We start from the raw sequence: 20,169 nt of genomic DNA, 5'->3' as shown, positions 1-20,169 counted from the left end.
TATACAACCCGATCCCTCTGCGTTTGCGGAGGGATTTTGCATTTCACAGCTTATCCACAAAGCGGGTGCGGCATCTTTCAAACCTTAATTAATAAGTAGTTTGCAGCGGTATGAAGGATACGAGGAATATTTTGCTGGTTGTAGTTTCACTTTGTCTTGTTGCCACCTGGGGTTATCATTTGTATGATAAAAACAAATATGCAACAAGTGTAAAAGAAGTTGTACCTGTAAAAGATTCGCTTGCATTGCAAAGCCGCATCAACGATTCGTTACGGTTGGCTTACAACAGCCTGTTACAACAAATGGATTCTTCCCGCAATGCTGTAATGATCGATACGGTTGGCACAACTGCAGCCGTAAATGAAATAGATAGTTTACGCAACGAAATTTCGGCAATACTTGCCATCAATAACATAACAAAGGAAGATCTTAAACGGGCAGAGCAAAAAATAAAACAACTGCAGCAACGCCTGGCACAAACAGCCGGAATTTCTGTGCAATCACCTGCCGAAACACGTTCAACCGTTACTACTGCAAAAACAGATAATTCCATTAAACCACCAACCGTCGAAACTTCTTATACTGTTTCAGGTGTCAGTTTTCGTGCTATGGAAACAGGCAGAGAGCTGCCCACTGCAAAAGCCGATGCTGCAGGTTACCTGAGTGTTGGAGCAACTTTGCAAACTACATCAGCTAACGCAGCGGAGTCGGATGTATTTATGGTTATTACCGATCCTTCGGGTGATGTTATACAGGATGATCCCTGGCAATCGGGAATGTTTACTGCTGCCAACGATGATCGCCTTGCTTATACACGCAAAGCAAAAGTGCTGGCGAAAAGAGGTGAGCCGGGGCGTTTTGCTGTAAACCTTAAACTTGCAGGCTTTAGCAAAGGCGCATACAGTGTACAGATATATTTAAATGGTATGCGTATGGCCCGCACCGAATTGCGTTTAAATTAAACGGTACAGGGTTAAGCACATTTTTTTCACAGTTGCACAATGCTGTTTTACGCAAACCCTTACTGGGCTTATGTTTGTGTTACTTTTACCCAAACTTACATTACGCTATGGTGAAAACGAAAGCCCGTGCACTGCTTGCTGCGTTTCTATTTATTACTGCTTTTGTTGCAGCACAAACAAGTGTCAACCGCAACATCAAAATTCCTAATCTGTATGCCGGTATCGAAGTAGGTTCAAAAGGTGTAAAAATGAGTTTGATCGAATTTACACGCAGTGCAGAAACAGGTAACAGTTTTGCCATTGTAAAAGATACCAGCATTAATACCGATTTTATTTCGTTTACTCCCGCAACCTTCGATGCTACATTAAATGGATTAACAGCACTGTTCAATGCAGCGCTTACAAAGTATAATATTCCAACAAAACGTGTGTTTACTGTTGTAAGCAGTGGTGTAAAACAACAGGCCGAAAAAGAAAAGAAAACAGAATCGATCTCGAAACTTATTTCTGCATTTCAAACAAAAATTAATGAGCCTGGCCGTTTGGTTGATGTGGTGGATGTAATGGATGAAGCAAAACTTTCGCACCAGGGTATTGTGCCATTGGCCCGCCGTTACAATACTTTTTTAATTGATATTGGCAGCGGTAATACAAAAGGTGGTTTCTTTCCTTACGGCAACGACAGTTACTTTTATTTGTTTCAGTTAAACTGGGGAACAAAAAGTACAGCGAACGCAGCCGATAAATTATGTGGCGATGATAAATCGTTGCAGAATTACAGCAAACAATTGCTTCGTGTAGCTGCTAATGCAGAGGCTGCCGATATTACATACGCTGTAAATACAAGTGGCAGTTATCCGGTGAGTGATCATATCGCCTTCAGTGGCGGTATTGCATGGGCTACTGCAACATTATTATATCCTGAGCTGAGTAATAATCCCATCATTCCGGTTACATACGAAGATGTTGAACGTTTTACCAAACGTGTAAGCGATAACTTCTCTTCGTTAAGCGAAGCATACCTTGTTGGTAAGTTGGGGAATGGTAAGTGGAATAAAAAACAGATCAGTGATGAAGTAAAACGTGTACACAGCGTGTTCGATCAAAAGTCGTTAATGGCAGGCAGTGCATTGCTGCTGCGTATTATGCGCCAGTTTAAATCGGTTAACGAAGCCAAACAGTTTTATTTAATTAAAAACGGACAGGTTGGTTGGGTATCGGCCTATGTTACCGAAGCTACAGATTAGTTTGTGTACTTGCCCCTTGTTTATATAAAGAGCTCCGCAAGTGCGGAGTTTTTTTTGTGCTGTATTAAACATTGCAGTTTTATTTCCGTCTTAAAATCTATGTATTTACGTTTTGCGTAAACAAGAAAACAAATTCATTACAAACAATCCGTACCCAGGTCAATTTTTAGTTTGGCATGGTGTTTGGCAAACAACTGAAAAATTACGTTTATGAAAATCAAAGCGCTTTGTATTCTTCTCTTATCTGCTGTTGTAAGCAGTGTATCAGCACAGGAATCATCAGTATTTTTAAAAGCTGGTTTTAATATGGCCAATGTGTCGGTAACAGATGGTGGCGATATTGACGAAGCACGCATGTTGCCAAGTTTTCATGTGGGTATAAAAGGTGATATTCCTGTAGTTAAAAATCTTTTATCTATTCAGCCCGCTTTGCTGTTTACAGGAAAAGGTTCTAAAGTACAAAGTGGTACAGAAGGTACCAATGGTTACTTTAAAGCATCAACCAATCCTTATTACATTGAAGTACCGGTGAATGTTGTGGTAAAAGCTCCAATGGGCGATGGTGCAAAATTCTTTGCAGGTGCAGGTCCGTATGTAGCAATGGGTATTGCAGGTAAACGTAAACTCGAATACCAGGCGTTGAATATTGTGTACAACCGTACAGATAATATTGAATTTTCAAATGATGATCCAACAACAGCAGGAGAGGAAGGTGCAGGTTACGGTATTCTCCGCCGTTTTGATTATGGTTTAAACGGAACGATCGGTTTCGAAGGTAAAACAGCGATGTTTTCTGTAAACTATGGTTTAGGTTTAGCAAAGTTGCAATCCGGCAGCGACAACAATGCAGATGAAAATAACAAGCACAGAGTCTTGAGTTTTACAATTGGTTTCAGATTGTAAAGAAGCTGTTAGCTATTAGCTGCAAGACATTGGCTAAAACAATCACTCCATCATAAATATAGAGGCGCATCATTTGATGCGCCTCTTCTGTATTTATTTGCAGCTAAAAGCTTGTAACTTATTTCTTAAACTTATTCTTCAAAGCAGCCAACGCATCATTTACACTCAGGGTGCTTAAATCCTCTTCCTTCTTTTGGAATTTGGTATTGGGATTTTTATTCATTCTTGTTCCTCTTGCCGGTGCTTCCTGTGTTTGTTTGATCGAAAGTGCAATACGTTTACGAACAAGATCAACTTCCACCACCTTCACCATTACTTTATCGTTGAGTTTTAATTTCTCAGCAGGATCAGTAATATAGTCGTGTGAAATTTCTGAAACGTGTACAAGGCCATCTTGTTTTACACCAATATCAACAAAAGCACCAAAGCGGGTGAGGTTGGTAACCATGCCGGGAATAACCATGCCGGGTGTAACTTCTTCGATGCTGAAGATGTTGGCATATTCAAACACCTGTGCTTCACTGCGTGGATCAAGTCCGGGTTTTACCAACTCTTTTAAAATATCGTTGATGGTTAATTCACCAATCGTTTCGCTTACATATTTTTTTGCATTGATCTGTTTTACTGTTGCTTCATTGCCTACCAGTTCTTCCAGTTTCAGTTGTAAGTCTTCCGCCATTTTCTCAACAACCGCATATGCTTCGGGATGCACCGAACTTTTATCCAAAGCATTCTCTCCGTCATTGATGCGTAAGAAACCTGCACATTGTTCAAATGCTTTATCGCCAAGGCGGGGTACTTTCAACAATTGTTTGCGTGAGGTGAAACGACCGATCTCATTTCTGTACTTCACAATGTTTTCTGCAATGCTGCTGTTAATACCACTCACATAGCTGAGCAAATGTTTGCTGGCAGTATTTAAGTTTACACCCACCTGGTTTACACAGCTCACTACTGTTTGATCGAGACGTTCTTTTAAACGCAGCTGGTTTACATCGTGCTGGTATTGTCCAACACCAATACTTTTCGGATCGATCTTTACCAACTCAGCCAATGGATCCATTAAACGGCGACCGATACTTACTGCACCACGAACGGTTACATCTTTATCAGGAAATTCTTCACGTGCCACTTCACTTGCACTGTAAACAGATGCGCCATCTTCATTCACTAAAAAGATGGGTAAACCTAAGTTGAGTTTTTTAATGAACTGTTCAGTTTCTCTTCCCGCAGTACCATCGCCAATGGCAAATACCTGCGTGTTGTAAGTGCTTACTAAATGACGGATGGTATGTTCAGATGAGTAAAGCTTACCCGGCTCGTGTATGTAAATAAGATCAGTTGTCTGCAATTCGCCTTTCTCATCTAAACAAACAATTTTACAACCTGTACGGTAACCGGGATCAAGTGCAAGTATACGTTTGCTGCCAAGCGGACTGCTTAACAACAGCTGACGTAAATTTTCTGCAAACACGGTGATGGCTTCTTCATCGCCTTTTTGTTTCAGCTGCGAACGGAATTCTGTTTCAAGGCTTGGTTGCAGTAAACGTTTATAGGCATCTTTAACAGCACGCTTCACCTGTGCAGTAGAATCGTTCATGCCTTTTACAAACAAACCATCAACCAATTCAATGGCCAGTTCTTCTTCGGGTTCAATACTCATCTTTAAAATGCCTTCTGTAAAACCACGCAGAATAGCAAGAATACGGTGCGAAGGAATTTTATGTACGGGTTCACTAAAGTCAAAATAGTCTTTGTATTTAGCGCCTTCGGTTTCTTTATCTTTCATTACGCTGCTCTTCACTAATGCTTCATCTTCAAAAAACTTACGAAGCTTGGCACGCACATTGGCATCTTCGTTCACCATTTCTGAGATAATATCTCTTGCGCCTTGTAACGCATCATCTGCACTTGCAACTTTCTCATTCACGAATGTTGCGGCTTGTTCTGCTACATTGATATCTTTCTGTTCAAGCAACAGCAAGGCTAAAGGTTCCAGTCCGTTTTCACGTGCTGTTTGTGCTTTTGTTTTGCGTTTAGGTTTATAGGGGAGATAAATATCTTCAAGTTCGTTTAACGTAGCAGCTTTGTCCAGTTTCTCCTGCAATGCTTCCGTCATCTTACCTTGTTCGGTAATTGTTTTTTCAATAAAGGCTTTACGTTCGGTAAACTCTTTCAGGAATTTCGATTGATCCTGTATCTGCTGAATCGCTACCTCATCTAAATTGCCTGTTTTATCCTTACGGTAACGGGCAATAAACGGAATAGTGGCGCCTTCGTTCAATAACTCCATTACGGCTTCTACCTGCTGCACACGCAGGCTTAATGAACCTGCGATCTTTGATGAAAATTCTGTCATTCTATCTACGTTGTCTTGTTAAAAAGGGGATGCAATATAAACCCCTGCGGCAAGAAAAAAAATTTGTTCCTTTCAAACAGGCTGCTAGCTTTTTTGCTGACAGGAAAATGACAAATGCAGTTTAAAATGTAAAAAACAGCAATTGTGTTTTTAATAGCTGTTGAAAAATTACCATTCATCAAATGAGTAAGCCGTATGAGCAGCGTAACATATTTATGTGATGTCAGTTTAATGTGCAGTGCGTTTAATTCGCATGCATTATAACCGTTGAACGACAACAGTTATACCATTGTTTCAACTTAAACCTTATCATTCATGAAAAGAAAAAACCTCCGGGTTCTTCTTTCATTTGTGATTGCGTTGTTTTCATTTGCGTTTGTGCAGGCACAAACAGTAACGGGAAAGATCGCATCACAAAACGGAGAACCCCAGCCTTTTGCTACTGTACAGGTAAAAGGCACACAAACCATTGCTACTGCAGATGCTCAGGGAAATTATTCTATCAAAGCAAAACAAGGCGATGTTCTTATTTTCACCAGCACTTCTTTTGAACGTTTAGAAATTACTGTTGATGGCACTGTTGTTAATGCAACAGTAGTTGCAACGGTAAGTGCGTTAAAAGAAGTAGTGATTACCGGTTATGGTGCACGTTCCAAACGTTCGAACATTGGTTCAGCTGCAACGGTTGTAATTGACGATATCCGCACCCAACCCATTGCATCTTTCGATCAGATTTTACAAGGACAGGCTCCGGGTTTAAACGTTAAAACAGGATCGGGACAACCGGGTCGTAATGCCGATGTAATTATTCGTGGACGAACTTCTGTAAACGGATCGGTAGATCCATTGTATATCGTTGATGGGGTAGAGGTACGCCCCGGCGATTTCAGCACCATCAACCAAGGCGATTTTGAAAGTGTATCGGTATTAAAAGATGCAGCATCAACAGCTATTTACGGTTCACGTGCAGCAAATGGTGTTATTGTTGTTACAACCAAAAAAGGCCGCAGCGGTAAAGTTCGTTTTGCATACGATGGACAATTTGGTATTTCAATGCTTCCGGAAAATAAACTGAAGCTGATGAATACTGCAGAGAAACTCGATTTTGAAATGAACATTGCAGGTAATCCATGGGGGTGGTCTGCTGCCGATGTAACTGCTCTCAGCCAGATCAATAATAACTGGAACGATTTTGTTTTTCGTGATGGTAAAATGCAATCGCACCAGGTTAGTGCAAGCGGTGGTAATGAAAAAACAACTTTCTATACTTCGTTCAGTTATTTCGATCAGGAAGGTGTAACCATCAATACCGGTTTAAAACGTTATAACGGACGATTGAATTTAGCACATACCGAACGCAACGTTAAGTTTGGTGTAAATCTTTCAGGTGGTTGGTCAAACTTCAGAGGAACGTTTGAAGGCGATCAGAGTGTTGGTTCGCCATTGAATACTGTTTTGTGGGTATTGCCTTACGAAAAAGCGTATAACGATGATGGTACGTATGCAGGCTCTGTTCAGTTTCCATTCTGGTTAAATCCTGTTGAGGAGTTACTGGAGAATGGTGATAACAGCTGGCAGTTAAAATCAACCGGAAATGTTTTTGTTGAATACAAAATACCAGGCATTAAAAACTTAACTTATCGCTTTAATGCAGGTGGCGATTATTCACAAACAGAAGCATTTGCTATTACAAAGAAAGGAACACAAGCTGCAGAACAAAACGGTGCAATCGGCAGTGGACTTTCTGTTGATGGTGCTATTGCAAGAAGCCTTGATCGTCGTTTCCGTTCAACTATTACCAACAGCCTTACACACAAAGCAAGTTTTGGTGCAAATGATGAACATGAATTAACAACTTCTGTGTATACCGAATTTATTCGTCGCACAGGCCGCAGTTTTAACTTCACAGGTTTTGGTTTGTTACTTCCGTTCGATAATGAAGCCGGGCTTGTTGCCGGTACTGCAACCAATGGCTATATTCCTATTGTTGGTGGTGGCTTTCCCGAAAACAGTTCGTTGCTTTCGTACTTTGGTACAGCCGATTATTCATTTAAGAACAGATACTTTGTTTCACTCTCGGGAAGAACAGATGGTTCATCACGCCTCAGTCCGCAAAACCGTTGGACACAGTACGGTTCAATTGGTGCAGGCTGGCTAGTATCCGATGAAAGTTTCTTCAAAGTAAATGCTGTCAATTACCTGAAGCTGCGTGCAAGTTTTGGTGCAGTTGGTAATCAAAATGGTATTGGCGAATTTCCTTATCTGCAACAATATGGTCGTGCAACTTATGGCGGACAAGGAACATTGAATATTACACGCCTTGCAAATCCTGATCTTACATGGGAGAAAAGAAGAACAGCAAATATTGGATTGGATTTTGAATTGCTGAAGAGTCGTATACGAGGTTCAGTTGAGTTATACCAAAGTGTTACAACAGGTTTGTACTTCGAACCAAAAGTTCCGGCAACAAGTGGTGGTAACGGAACCTTCCTTTCCAACGCAGGCGACATGGAAAACAAAGGCGTGGAAGTAAGTCTTTCGTTTAGAATTATTGATGCAAAAAGTTTCAAATGGAATATTGATGCAAACTATGCGTACAATAAGAACACCATTAAATCATTGCCCGATAACCAGGATTTCCAGTTGTTTAAAAGCTTCCAGGCATTGCAGGTAGGCAAACCATTGAACAGTTTTTATCTCGTGCAATATGCAGGTGTAAATCCGGCAAATGGTAATTCGCAATACCTTAAAGCCGATGGTAAAACTATTACAGAAGATTATGATGCCAACGATCTTACGGTGTTAGGTACAAGTGATGCACCGCATAACGCAGGCTTCACCAATACCTTCAACTTTAAAGGACTGGAGCTTTCTGCATTCTTTGTGTATTCTGCAGGTAACTATGTGTACAACAATGCACGCTTTAATGTAGAGTATTATCAATACACCACATCCGGTTTTGCAAGCAGCGGTTTAAGTGCATGGACAACACCCGGACAAATCACCAACTTCCCACGTATTGATGAAGCAACACAGGGACAAACGACACGCTTTCTTGAAAAAGGCGACTTCCTGCGTTTGCGTAATGTGATGCTTTCTTACTCTTTGCCAAAAAGTATTACACAAAAACTGAAGATACAAGGCTTGCGTGTGTTTGCACAAGGACAAAACCTTTACACATGGCATAAGTTCCAGGGATGGGATCCTGAAGTGTCTTCAATTGTTGATGGCGACGGAAACAATGCTTCTGTAAGTGGTGCACAATACCCTGCATTACGCAGCATCAACTTTGGATTGAACTTAAATTTTTAACGAACGAAATTCTTAGTATATGAAGATGAATAAACCGTTTCTGTTGCTGATGGCCCTGTTGCTTACAGGTTTCATGGCATGTAAGAAACCTTTGGATACGGTGCCCGATACGTCGCTCACCGAATTGAAAACATTTGATGATGTACGCAATGCGTTACGTGGTGCATACGATGGTTTTCAAAGCAATAACTATTATGGTAATCCCGGTGCTTCGGGTTCGCCAAGTGGCTGGAGTGGTTTGCCCGAACTCATGGGGGATGATTTTGTAGAAGCGTTGGAAAGCTTAGGCAACTGGAATATTATGAGTGAAATGATCTATGCTTCCGATAACGGACAGGCTGCCGGCATCTTTGTTCAACCCTACGAAATTATTTCCAGGGTGAACAACCTGCTGAAGTATATTGACAAATACGAAACAGGTTCAACAGCTGCTGAAGCCAAACAGATCAAAGCACAGGCATTGGCAATTCGTGCACATGCACATTTTGATCTGATGCGTTATTTCGCCCCCGACTTCGGACGTAATTCAACTGCACTTGGTGTGCCTTACGTAACGGTGTTCGATCCGCAAAAACCATTTGCAAACTTACCTGCACGTAACACTGTTAAAGAAAATTACGATGCAGTGCTGAAAGATTTTGCAGATGCATTGGTTGCTTTTCGTGATGGTGGTAACACAGCCGATAATACAACACGTAATTACATTGACAGTGTAGTTGTGTATGCCATGCGTGCACGGGTTAATTATTATGCTTCGCAATGGACAGCTGTTATCAGCGATGCAAATGTGGCGTTGGGTTTACGCCCAGTAGGAACTTCTGCAAATTATGTTTCAGCTTTTTCTGTTGCGGGTGAAGCAGCTCCATCAAGCGAAGTGTATTGGGCTATTCCGTCGGATAATGCTTTACGTCCCGGTGCTGCTGTAAGCGGCGCAAGTCCTAACTATCGTGTAACAGCAGCAATGAGTGCGGTATTGCAATCGCAGGGCGGTGCGTACATAAACACAGGTGTTAATCGTTTTAACCAAGCCGGTCTTGGTGGTATACAACGTACACTTTGCTGGAAGTATCCCGGCATACGCAGCTTTAAAGTTTTTCGTGCAGGCGAGTTGGTATTGATGCGTGCTGAAGCAAAACAACGAACAAGCGATGCCACAGCTCTTGATGATCTTAACCTGTTGCGTACAAACAGGGGAGTAGCAACAGGTGCAGAAGCAGGTACAGCATTGCTCGATGCAATTTTGTTGCAGCGTCGTGTTGAGTTGCTTGGTGAAGGTCATCGTTGGTTCGATCTGCGCAGAACAACGAAGACCATTATCCGCACAGAGTGTGGTGTTGCCGGTGGTTCACGTGCATCCAACTGCAATATTTCCCCAACGTCAAGATCGTGGACATTCCCGATTCCATTTAATGAAATCAAAGTAAATCCAAACCTTGTACAGAACCAGGGTTATTAATGATTGATGTTAACAGGAAAAGCTGTTCAGTTATTTACTGAACAGCTTTTTTATTGTTCTTCCCTTTCGTGATGTGTTAATTCGGCGTGCAGCACTTCTTCAATTTTTTCATGCAGAATCTGCGAAGAGGCAAGTACCCAATCGGGGAGTTCTGTAATTTCTTCCGATATCTTCCAGCCGTAATCGTCTTTCTGCATTTTAAAGAGTAGGCGGTTGCCACGTTCATCGGCCACATCTACGCTAAAGATGCCTTCCTGTAAGCCGCCAAGCTTGCGGAAGTTGAATTCACGTAAGCGCCCGTCTGCTTTAATTAAACGGGTGAACTGAATGTTTTTTGTTACCTGTAGTTTCATCAGTATGTAAGTTTTTTAGTTGTGTGCTGTTCTACTGATGCGGATATGGGAATAGAAACAAAAGCAAATCTCATGCACAAGTTGTTTTTTGTGGAAAACTTAACCTTTGTCAGGCTAAAGCGATTAATTGAAAGTTCTTTTCAGTAATGCAAGTATTCTTTCTTTAACAAACTGAGCATTTTCATCATGCATTATCATCGCATCGTCCTGAGCTCCCGAAGAATTACCCAATGGTGATTTGCCAGGATGTTTTTGCTTAAACTTATTTAAAGTCATTTTAAAATATACATTTCGGGATGTTAGCCAACTTCGTTGTTCGTTTCTTAGCTGAATCTTATGGTTTGAATCGAGTTTTGCAGCTATTTTGAAATAAACAATATTGAGCATGCTATCCATCACTTTGTAAAACGATTTAGAACAGTCAAGCATGTTTTTCCCTTCATCGAGACAGGCTTGGTATTTTGTTTCTAAACTGTCGATCGTTTTTTCATTCTGTGCAAAGCAGTTGCCGTAAGCAGAAAGAGTAAGCAGTATGCAAAAGAGAATTGTGTAGCGAAACATTTAAACAAGGGTTAGGGTTATTCTTTGATCACTTTTGCTTCTTTAATAATATCGATCTGCGGAAATTTATTGATGAACCATTTATTGCCTTTGAAGTAAATGGTATCGGCCGGTTTCATGGCATCGTTTCCATAACCTGAAAAGAATTGACGCACCACATCCATGCCGGTGATGACTTTTGCAAAAGGAACAAAGCCCTTTACGCCGCCTGCATTCAATGTATCATAAGTGAGGTTGTTACGTAGATTAATAAAGATGGATGTTTTGCGTGTATTGGGGGCGCCACGTGAAAAACAAATGGTGCTGTCGGTATTGGAGCCAACCACCGGTTCGTCTTTTAAATTTTTCCCCTGCCAGAAAATGTTCTTCTGTTTGTCTTCGCTTACACCAAACTGTACCAAAAAATCTTTTACTACACGAAAGATAACAGTATTGTTATAGTAACCGCTGCGGATGAGTTGATAAAACCGATCGGCACCAAGCGGCGACCAGTTGCGATATACTTCAACGGTAAAATTGCCTTTGGTTGTTACAAACTCTGCTTTAAAAGTTTCGGGTGCTTTTAGCTTTAAAAGGTTGGCATCTGTTTTCAATACCTGTGCATGTGTTTGTATAAACAGGAGTGAAGTGCATATAAAAAGTAGCAATGATTTCATGTTGAATGCTTGATGCCGAAAATTACAAAGCTTTCGGTAAACAGACATCAATAAAAAATCCTCACAACGTTAGTGTGAGGATTTTCTTTTTGTGCTCCGTGAAAAGACTTTGTGTTCTTTGAGCGAATAATAAGTTACACAACGAACACTGAGAATGCACCAAGGAAACGGAGAGATTCATTCTTCGTACCTCGTACATCTTACTTCGTACTTTATTTCTTCGCTACTCCACCTTTCTTACTATCAACGCTAATGGTATATTTTCCGCTGCCTTGCACAACCCAACGAACCGTAACAGTTGATAAGCCGGGAATATTAGCCACTTCAATACGTTCAGGATTTGTCGCTTGTTCGGTTGTGATGTTAAGATCGGCATTTTCAACAACCATTCCTGCAACAGCTTTTACACCACTGATGGAAATATAATCAGGTCGTTCAATTTTAAACTTCAGATCATGACTGCTGTGTGTTGGCATAATGCGACTGTTTGAAATAACTGCAGTTACTTCTTTCAATCCATTGCCTAAGTCTTTTTCTGTAACTGTATCAACATTGAGTAACGGCGTATGATATGCATGATAGATCGTGAAAGCCATATTGCGATGCGCATCACTTTCTAACAAAAATCCGGGATGTGCACGGCCAAAATTTTTCTTGAAACCACCAATTTCAATTTTACCATATTGCGGATGATCGTATTCATGCCAATCAACAAATGCATCTTTAAATAGGAGATAACTGTCAAATTGAAAATTGCTGTTGTCCTGCGGGTTGCGTGTTGCATCTTTATTGAACATTAAATACGGAGTCCATAATTCATTCGAATAAGTATAGATACCACGACCGCCATAGAACCAATCTAGTTCGCCACCATACGCAGCATAGAGATCTTTGTGTACAATGAGATAACGGTAGCCCGGAATCAATTCTTCGCCCTTGCGTGCAATGATATCGTACACCTGTATGTCCTGCGGATTATAAGTAACCTGGTCGGTAGGATCGCCGGGGCCTCGTAAGATCATACCACCTGCATTGTGATACGATTGTGCACCTGCAATATTCGGATGCTTCATCACGAAATCCATCACTGCTCTCGATTCAGGCAACGAGAATGGATATTTATACGCACCATTCTGTATATAGTTTGGTTGCCATCCCCAACCCCAGTCACGGTTAGGATCGTATTGAAATGTATAACCATCTTCATTTACCACACCATCACCATCATCATCTTTTCCTTCAAGTCCAAGCAATTCATAATCCCCTTTTTCATCCGGGCCAACCTGTATCATTCTGCGTGGATCGGACGGATCAACACGGTAACGACCCGTTGCACTCTTACGACGCATCAATAAAATTTCATTGTCTTTATCAAGGTCATCATAACCGTCTTCATCTGTTAAACCATCACGATCATTATCTACAGGAATAACACCTGAACGTGGTGTGCTTCCTGTATTAGGCTCATGAAAATAACTGTCACGGCCATCGGGATTAATTGTTGGGACGATATAAAAAACTTTATCGGCCAACAACTCTTTAATGAAACGTGTGTCTTTAAACGTCTCCGTTAAATACCATGCAGTGTACAATGAAAACTCTGCGCCCTGCACTTCGTTCGAGTGTATATTACCATCGATGTACATACCGGGTTTCTGATCAGGATTTCCTTTTTTGAAATCGGTAATGGTAAGGCACCAGATATCACGGCCTTTATACGATTTGCCGATGGATTGCAGTTTTGCTAACTCGGGATGTGCGGCAGCAATCTTCTTGCAAATTTCAGTAATGCCTGCATGATCGTAATAACGGTTCCAGCTGACTGTTACTTTTGGATTGGCTGGTGAGCCTGCTGCTTTAAATATCTGATCGGCATTTTGTGCAGTTGCAAGCAATGCACTTACACTGAATGCTGCTGATGCGATGAATTGTTTTATGTGAAGTTTCATTGTAGAAAAATTTGGAGTGAACATTAAAGTGTAACCTCAATTGTTTTTGTTCCTGTTGTTGGACTTCCTGCTTCAATGGTTACTTTGCCGGTTCCTTTAATTAACCATGTAAGTTGTTTGGAACTGTAACCTTCCAATGCATTCAACAGTTGAATCTTTTTACCACTGATGATGGATTGCGAACTGCTGTTGTTCACTTTTACATTGATGCGTTTTACCCAATAACTACGTTCACCTAATTTAGAATGCGAAGGCAAGGCAGCTTTGTTAATGACGTCAAGCGTAATTCTTGTTAAGCCATTTGCCAGTTTTTCCGTTTGCACATTAATGATGTCGATCTCGGGTTGTGCAGCTGCAAGTTTTACAATAAATGCACTGTGTTTTTTTACAAGATCAGGTACGAGTGAAAAAGGAGGTGTTTGCATTACAAACGGATCAACACCACCCACTTCCACTTTTTGATTCGGAAAATCAGGATGCTGAATTGTTTTCCATTCGGTAAAAACATTGCCGATATTTTGTTGCGAAGCCCAACGCAAATAGTTTGCTGTTGCATCTTCTACGGTAAATGCTTTTTCATTTTTTGCAGTATCGGGTTTTGTTTTCGGCACCCACCATCCCGGTGTGCTGAAACTGAAACGGCCATAGTGATAATAACCCCATGATAAAAGATCGCCGCCGTTTGCAGATGATGCAGGCGCATCTTTTAAACCAACAGTTTTGTTGTATAGGTCGCTCACCATGCTGTTTACTTTTGTATCGGGCATTAACCATCCTGCAAGAACAGGAGCGGTGGCAGCTTGCGGATTAAATGAAAGAGGTGTACTTAAATTATTGTTACTGCTGAAACTGATGACAGCATACACATTAAAACGATCGAACAATTCATCCAACAGCGCTCTTGTTTCATTTTCACTTGCAGGATATTCGCCTGAGCCTTGTGAAAAAGATGGATGCTTAAATGTTAAGTTCTTATTGAACCAAACGCCACCTTCTGCATCTTCATTGAAGTTGCCGTCTTTGTCATTGTCTTTGCCTTCGGTAAAAACAAGATAAGTTCCTTTTTCGCCTTTACTTGCATCGGCTTTTATCAATACTCTCGGATCGTTGGGATGTACACGGTAGGTACCAATAGGCGATTCAACACGCATCCAGGTGATCTTGTTGTTGCCATCCAAATCATCGTAACCATCTTCATTGCTTTTGCCATCACGATCATCATCGGTTGAAGTAGCATTGCCCTGGCGTTCATAACGCAGCGATGCAAAGTATTGTTCCATTGCATCAGGACTCATATTTGGAAAAATATAAAACGTTGTTTTGTTCAACAGGTTTTTAATGCTGTCGCTGTTGATGCCCTGCAATAAATTTTCTGCAAAACCAATGGCCAGTTCAGAACTGAGTGGCATATTACCCTCCACACCTCCAACAACTGCAATAGCAGGTTTGCTTTCGGTGTTGCCGGAGCCAATGGTGATCTGCCAAATGTCTTTGCCACCTGTTGTTTTAGTAATTGATTTTACTTTTACCCATTGCGGATTGGCTTTTGCCAATGCGTTAATGCGGTTGCTTTGCTGGGCGAAATTGCTGTAGCCTGTTTGTGCGGTGATGCTGTTATAACAGAGCATGCACAACAGGTAAGCACCTATTCTTTTCATCATACTGAAATTGTTTTGGTTGCCGAATATACTGAAAACAAAAGCCTGTAGCTCTGCTTTTGATGAATGGCGGAATAGGGGGATGGGTTGGGAGAGATAGCAGGAAGTATGAGGTAGGAATTAAGAGTATGATCATTAAACAGGATCATAAAGCCAGATATGTGCAGTTATCTGAACTTAGCTGAAACAGTGTAACAAACTTTCTCGTTTATACGGTAGAAAATTTCGTTGTTGATTTTGCGTGCACGCCGCAGGTTTCTTCTGTCGAGCAATACACCGTTTTCATCGTAGTACTGCGGTTGCTGGTAAAAGGTGAGAATAAAATATTTTTCGGGCGAAAAAGGAGAAGTACGTGCACCATTCCGAATACTCATAAACGTAAGCAGCTTTGCTTCTTTATCTGTATAATAATCGAGTTTATTGATCCATGTGCATTTGATGGTCTTCATGTCTTTCAGCAGATTAATACAGGTAACTGCATCGTAACCGTATTTTACAAGTGTATCTGCAAATGATGGATCGGCGAGATTGAATTCGTACACATAGCGGATGCTGTCTGTTTTCATTTCGGCCAGTACATGCCTGAACTCTCCATCGGTAAAACCGAGCGATATTAATCGGTTTGTTGTAAGCTGTGCATATTGCTTTTCAATTGCAATAATGGCTTGCTCATGCTGAAAATAATAATTGCCCGGAAACTGTTTGCCGGTTCTGCATCCACTGATGAAAGCAGCTGATAGAAAAATCAATATGAACAATCTGTTTTTCATCTTACCTGTGTCGTACACTCCAGCTGATGCCGAAAAGCATGCTGTAAAGAGCTTTTGTGTCAATTTGCCGTTGTGTTGTAAAGCCTGCATCCCAGTAAGTCATTGTGATATGTCCGTTTTCTTCAACAATACTTTTTAAAACAACATAGTGTGTAGGGATGTGCTTCTTTACTTTGTTATGATTTTTTTTACGGAGAATGCCATTGTTGAGATAAAGAAATACATCGCCCTGCGCAAGTTTTTTCTGCAGCGAATCAACCAGGTGTTTTTGTTTTACCCGAACAAGGTCGTAACCAATGCAACGTATTTCAGTTTGCATCATAGCACGAAGCATACGGTTGAATTTTGCAAGATTGGTTGCGGCCCAAAGTCCAAGTTCTCCATCCCGTTTATACTTGAGGTGCAAAATGTTGAGATAACCTTTGTAATGATCGGCAAGTGTAAAAAAGAAAACCTGGTCGGCATCATTGCGGTCCAGCTCACCTTCGTACAAAATGGTGCCTGCTGTTTTTCTTACAGCTTCAGCTGGTTTATACGTTGTGTTTGCGTACAACGCTTCTCCATTCGTATACAGGTCGAGCATGAATTGTACGTAACCTGACGGATCCTGTTCGAGTAAGATATAGCCTACAGCGGCATAACTGCAGAAGTTGGTGTTACGTCCTGCATATAAAAACACCGGCCGTTCAATGTTACGTTTAAGGTTGGCAAGAAAAAGATCGGGGTTAACGTTTGGCCAGCTATTGCTTTTTGTAAGAGTGATTTGTTTTACCAGCGATAACGCCTGTTGTTTTTTGTCTGCATATGTGTTACTGTGTGTTTGTGCAGCTGCTGCAAACACAACAAGCCAGTATAAACAACAGAAAAGTAGTCTTGAATAAATGCCCATGCTTTCGAAAACGCTTATCATGCTAAAAGTAAAACTAAACTGCGAACTTAGATGATGACGATCACGCAATTATCATATTTGCAACAATATGCCACAGCAACGATTTACTGCTTGCATTTCAGTAACGGATTGTTTAACTTGTTATACTTACTCTTCCGCACCAACCTTTTAAATTCCGCTCCCGTTTTAATCTGTGCCGGTTCGTATGCCTTGTCTTGTTCTTAACATCAAAATAAAAAAAGTCATGAAAAAAAATGAACAGAAACAGGTAACTGCACGCAGAGAATTTTTAGGTGCATTTGCTGCCGGAGCTGCGGCTCTTGGCCTTGCGTCTTTTCCAGGAGCTGCCAATGCCGGGGCTTTCCTGGAAAACAGTATGGCAACAGATGAATCAAACCCCGACGAATGGTTCAAACAAATTAAAGGCAAACATCGTATTGTGTTTGATGCAACACAACCGCATGAAATTTTTCCTTTTGCATGGCCTAAAGTTTTCCTGTTGACCAATGAAGCTACCGGTACCGGTGCAAAAGACTGCAGCGTGGTGGTGGTGCTGCGTCATTCGGCAATTGGTTATGCAATGGAAGATAAATTATGGGCAAAATATAATCTTGGTGAAGTATTTAAAGCCAACGATCCTAAAACAAGTAAGCCAGCAACACGTAATCCTTTCTGGCAACCCAAACCCGATGATTTTGTCATTCCGGGTATTGGTGCAATACCACTTGGTATTAATGACCTGCAAAAAGAAGGTGTGATGTTCTGTTATTGCCAGGCAGCATTTGGCGTTTACTCAGCAGTAGTTGCCGGTGCTGCAAAAATGGAAGTTGAAGCTGTTCGTAAAGAATGGCTGGCAGGAATGTTGCCGGGTATTCAACCGGTGCCTTCCGGTGTATGGGCATTAGGCAGGGCACAGGAACATGGTTGTGGGTATATTTTTGCCGGATAATAAAACAAAGCCCCCGCAAAAGCGGGGGCTTTGTTTTATAAGGTATAGCTGATCATGCTTTTTTCTTTTTGCCAACCCATAATAATAGCAGCGACACCAGCAGGAAACAAACCGTTACATAAAATGCATTTACAAATGCTTTGCTGTAGCCGAGTTTACTTACATCGATAAAAAAGTAAGGATAGAAATTACTGAACGCTCCACGAATGATCACATATATGAGATAGAGCAATGGATAGATCAACCATGAAGTGGTGCTTTTCCAGCTTACTTGTTTGGTATTGGCGAAAAACAGCCAGTAAAGCAATGCAAGTGCTGGTGTTGCCGAATGTAAAAGATTATCTGCCAGCAATTGCAAACCCTGCGGGTTCCATAACGAACGTAATACAAGATTATAAATAAGCCCCACAATAAAAATGTAAACAGTTACTGCTGTAAGCACTCCGGGGTTATTGAAAAAGCGAAACGCTTTTCCTTTTTGAAGGGCTAATGAAGTAAAACAAACAGCTACGATGATGTTTGTGAGAATGGTGAAGTAGCTGAAGAAACGAATTACTGCTTCTGCAACGCCGGTTGTACGGTTAATGATCTGCAGGTACAATTGTAAAAGAATTGCAAACCATGCAACAAGTGCTATTACAATTTGGGTGATGCGTTGGCCGATGGATGACATAGTAAGATGTTGTGCTTAAAGATAAGCAAGAACTTAAAAAACAAAAACCCGTTTCAATTGAAACGGGTTTTGCTTGCAGCTTAAAGCTGTATTAATAACGATAATGTTCAGGTTTAAACGGACCTTCTTTTGCAAGACCGAGATAATCAGCTTGAACAGTTGTTAATTCTTCCAGTTCAACACCAATTTTAGCAAGGTGTAAACGGGCAACTTTTTCATCGAGGTGTTTCGGAAGAACGTACACATCATTGTTGTACTTGCTGTGGTTCAACCAAAGTTCGATCTGCGCCAATGTTTGGTTACTGAATGAGTTACTCATCACAAATGATGGGTGACCGGTAGCACAACCAAGGTTTACGAGGCGACCTTCAGCCAAGAGGATGATGTCTTTACCATCTACATTGTAAATATCAACCTGTGGTTTCACTGTGTCTTTTGTGTCACCGTAGTTATCGTTCAACCATGCAACATCAATTTCAATATCGAAGTGACCAATGTTACAAACGATGGCTTTGTCTTTCATCAGTTTGAAATGTTCGCCGGTGATGAGATCACGACAACCAGAAGCAGTAACAACAATGTCAGCTTCTTTCACCGCATCTTTCATTTTCTTTACTTCAAAACCATCCATTGCAGCTTGCAAAGCACAGATAGGATCAATTTCTGTAACAATCACACGGCAACCAGCGCCTGCTAATGAAGCAGCAGAACCTTTACCCACATCACCGTAACCACCAACAACTGCAATTTTACCTGCAAGCATAACGTCGGTAGCACGACGGATAGAATCAACCAATGATTCTTTACAACCGTATTTGTTATCGAACTTCGATTTAGTAACACTGTCGTTTACATTGATAGCAGGCATTGGTAATGTACCTTTTGTTACACGCTCGTACAAACGGTGAACACCTGTTGTAGTTTCTTCGCTGATACCTTTAATACCGGCAATCAGTTCAGTATAGTTATCCAACACCATGTTGGTTAAATCACCACCATCATCAAGGATCATGTTCAAAGGACGGTCAGCACCACCAAAGAACAATGTTTGTTCAATACACCAGTCAGCTTCTGCTTGTGTTTGGCCTTTCCATGCGTAAACACCAATACCTGCAGCAGCAATAGCAGCAGCAGCATGATCTTGTGTAGAGAAGATATTGCAAGAGCTCCATTTAACTTCAGCACCCAAAGCAACGAGTGTTTCAATTAACACCGCAGTCTGGATGGTCATGTGTAAACAACCGGCAACACGTGCACCTTTCAATGGTTGTTGTGCACCAAATTCTGCACGGATCGACATTAAGCCCGGCATTTCTGCTTCAGCTAAACGAATTTCTTTACGACCCCATTCTGCGAGGCTGATATCTGCCACTTTGTATTTCAGATCGAAATCAATAGTGCTTCTTGTGAGCGTTGACATATTGTAATGTTTTTAGATTGCAAAGGTAGTTTTTCAGGATAAAATAATACGA

The 20,169-nt window shown here is 41.2% G+C and carries 16 protein-coding genes; 6 read left to right on the top strand and 10 right to left on the bottom strand.

The features are described 5' to 3' along the window. Nucleotides 1-110 precede the first annotated feature (110 nt). The 3 genes from ESA94_RS02690 (at nucleotide 111) to ESA94_RS02680 (ending at nucleotide 3,112) form a co-directional block, all read left to right on the top strand. Nucleotides 111-962: a hypothetical protein gene (locus ESA94_RS02690; RefSeq protein WP_129129309.1), complete on the top strand. Its 852-nt coding sequence runs from the start codon at nucleotides 111-113 to the stop codon at nucleotides 960-962. A gap of 107 nt (nucleotides 963-1,069) precedes the next feature. Further along, nucleotides 1,070-2,209 (top strand): hypothetical protein, encoded by a 1,140-nt coding sequence (locus tag ESA94_RS02685; protein WP_129129308.1) that lies wholly within the window; start codon nucleotides 1,070-1,072, stop codon nucleotides 2,207-2,209. A 210-nt stretch (nucleotides 2,210-2,419) separates the two neighbouring features. Next, nucleotides 2,420-3,112, top strand: coding sequence for an outer membrane beta-barrel protein (locus tag ESA94_RS02680; RefSeq protein WP_129129307.1), 693 nt, complete (start codon nucleotides 2,420-2,422; stop codon nucleotides 3,110-3,112). Nucleotides 3,113-3,230: 118 nt separating this feature from the next. On the opposite strand, the gene ESA94_RS02675 is transcribed toward ESA94_RS02680, so the two are convergent. Beyond that, nucleotides 3,231-5,471, bottom strand: a complete 2,241-nt coding sequence (locus tag ESA94_RS02675) for a Tex family protein (RefSeq protein WP_129129306.1) — start codon at nucleotides 5,469-5,471, stop codon at nucleotides 3,231-3,233. Between the two features lie 315 nt (nucleotides 5,472-5,786). On the opposite strand from ESA94_RS02675, the gene ESA94_RS02670 reads away from it, so the two are divergent. Both ESA94_RS02670 and ESA94_RS02665 read left to right on the top strand, forming a co-directional pair. Further along, on the top strand, nucleotides 5,787-8,783 hold the full coding sequence (locus tag ESA94_RS02670; protein ID WP_129129305.1) for a SusC/RagA family TonB-linked outer membrane protein: 2,997 nt from the start codon (nucleotides 5,787-5,789) through the stop codon (nucleotides 8,781-8,783). A 19-nt stretch (nucleotides 8,784-8,802) separates the two neighbouring features. Beyond that, a complete protein-coding gene (locus ESA94_RS02665) occupies nucleotides 8,803-10,239 on the top strand; it encodes a RagB/SusD family nutrient uptake outer membrane protein (protein WP_129129304.1) in 1,437 nt (478 codons plus the stop codon). Nucleotides 10,240-10,289: 50 nt separating this feature from the next. On the opposite strand, the gene ESA94_RS02660 is transcribed toward ESA94_RS02665, so the two are convergent. The 7 genes from ESA94_RS02660 to ESA94_RS02630 all read right to left on the bottom strand — a co-directional run bounded on the left by ESA94_RS02660 (nucleotide 10,290) and on the right by ESA94_RS02630 (nucleotide 17,096). Beyond that, entirely contained in the window at nucleotides 10,290-10,592 is a 303-nt protein-coding gene (locus ESA94_RS02660; protein ID WP_129129303.1) for a hypothetical protein, read from the bottom strand. 123 nt (nucleotides 10,593-10,715) lie between these two features. After that, nucleotides 10,716-11,021 (bottom strand): lysozyme inhibitor LprI family protein, encoded by a 306-nt coding sequence (locus ESA94_RS21335; protein WP_262708012.1) that lies wholly within the window; start codon nucleotides 11,019-11,021, stop codon nucleotides 10,716-10,718. A 149-nt stretch (nucleotides 11,022-11,170) separates the two neighbouring features. Beyond that, complete coding sequence (locus ESA94_RS02650; protein ID WP_164972608.1) at nucleotides 11,171-11,809, bottom strand: peptidylprolyl isomerase; 639 nt, start codon at nucleotides 11,807-11,809, stop codon at nucleotides 11,171-11,173. Nucleotides 11,810-12,021: 212 nt separating this feature from the next. Next, nucleotides 12,022-13,758 (bottom strand): M14 family metallopeptidase, encoded by a 1,737-nt coding sequence (locus ESA94_RS02645; RefSeq protein ID WP_129129300.1) that lies wholly within the window; start codon nucleotides 13,756-13,758, stop codon nucleotides 12,022-12,024. A gap of 23 nt (nucleotides 13,759-13,781) precedes the next feature. Further along, nucleotides 13,782-15,419: a M14 family metallopeptidase gene (locus ESA94_RS02640; protein ID WP_129129299.1), complete on the bottom strand. Its 1,638-nt coding sequence runs from the start codon at nucleotides 15,417-15,419 to the stop codon at nucleotides 13,782-13,784. A gap of 164 nt (nucleotides 15,420-15,583) precedes the next feature. Further along, entirely contained in the window at nucleotides 15,584-16,186 is a 603-nt protein-coding gene (locus tag ESA94_RS02635) for a hypothetical protein (protein ID WP_129129298.1), read from the bottom strand. Nucleotide 16,187: 1 nt separating this feature from the next. Continuing rightward, a complete protein-coding gene (locus tag ESA94_RS02630; protein WP_129129297.1) occupies nucleotides 16,188-17,096 on the bottom strand; it encodes a hypothetical protein in 909 nt (302 codons plus the stop codon). A gap of 223 nt (nucleotides 17,097-17,319) precedes the next feature. On the opposite strand from ESA94_RS02630, the gene ESA94_RS02625 reads away from it, so the two are divergent. Next, complete coding sequence (locus ESA94_RS02625; protein WP_129129296.1) at nucleotides 17,320-18,024, top strand: hypothetical protein; 705 nt, start codon at nucleotides 17,320-17,322, stop codon at nucleotides 18,022-18,024. Nucleotides 18,025-18,076: 52 nt separating this feature from the next. On the opposite strand, the gene ESA94_RS02620 is transcribed toward ESA94_RS02625, so the two are convergent. After that, complete coding sequence (locus ESA94_RS02620; RefSeq protein WP_129129295.1) at nucleotides 18,077-18,697, bottom strand: Pr6Pr family membrane protein; 621 nt, start codon at nucleotides 18,695-18,697, stop codon at nucleotides 18,077-18,079. A 91-nt stretch (nucleotides 18,698-18,788) separates the two neighbouring features. Next, nucleotides 18,789-20,117 carry an adenosylhomocysteinase gene (gene ahcY, locus ESA94_RS02615; protein WP_129129294.1) on the bottom strand — a complete coding sequence of 443 codons (1,329 nt, stop codon included), beginning with the start codon at nucleotides 20,115-20,117 and terminating at the stop codon, nucleotides 18,789-18,791. Between the last annotated feature and the right edge of the window lie 52 nt (nucleotides 20,118-20,169).

The organism is Lacibacter luteus, from assembly GCF_004118265.1.
GTDB classification, from domain to species: domain Bacteria; phylum Bacteroidota; class Bacteroidia; order Chitinophagales; family Chitinophagaceae; genus Lacibacter; species Lacibacter luteus.
This window is presented reverse-complemented; position numbering and strand designations above follow the sequence as displayed.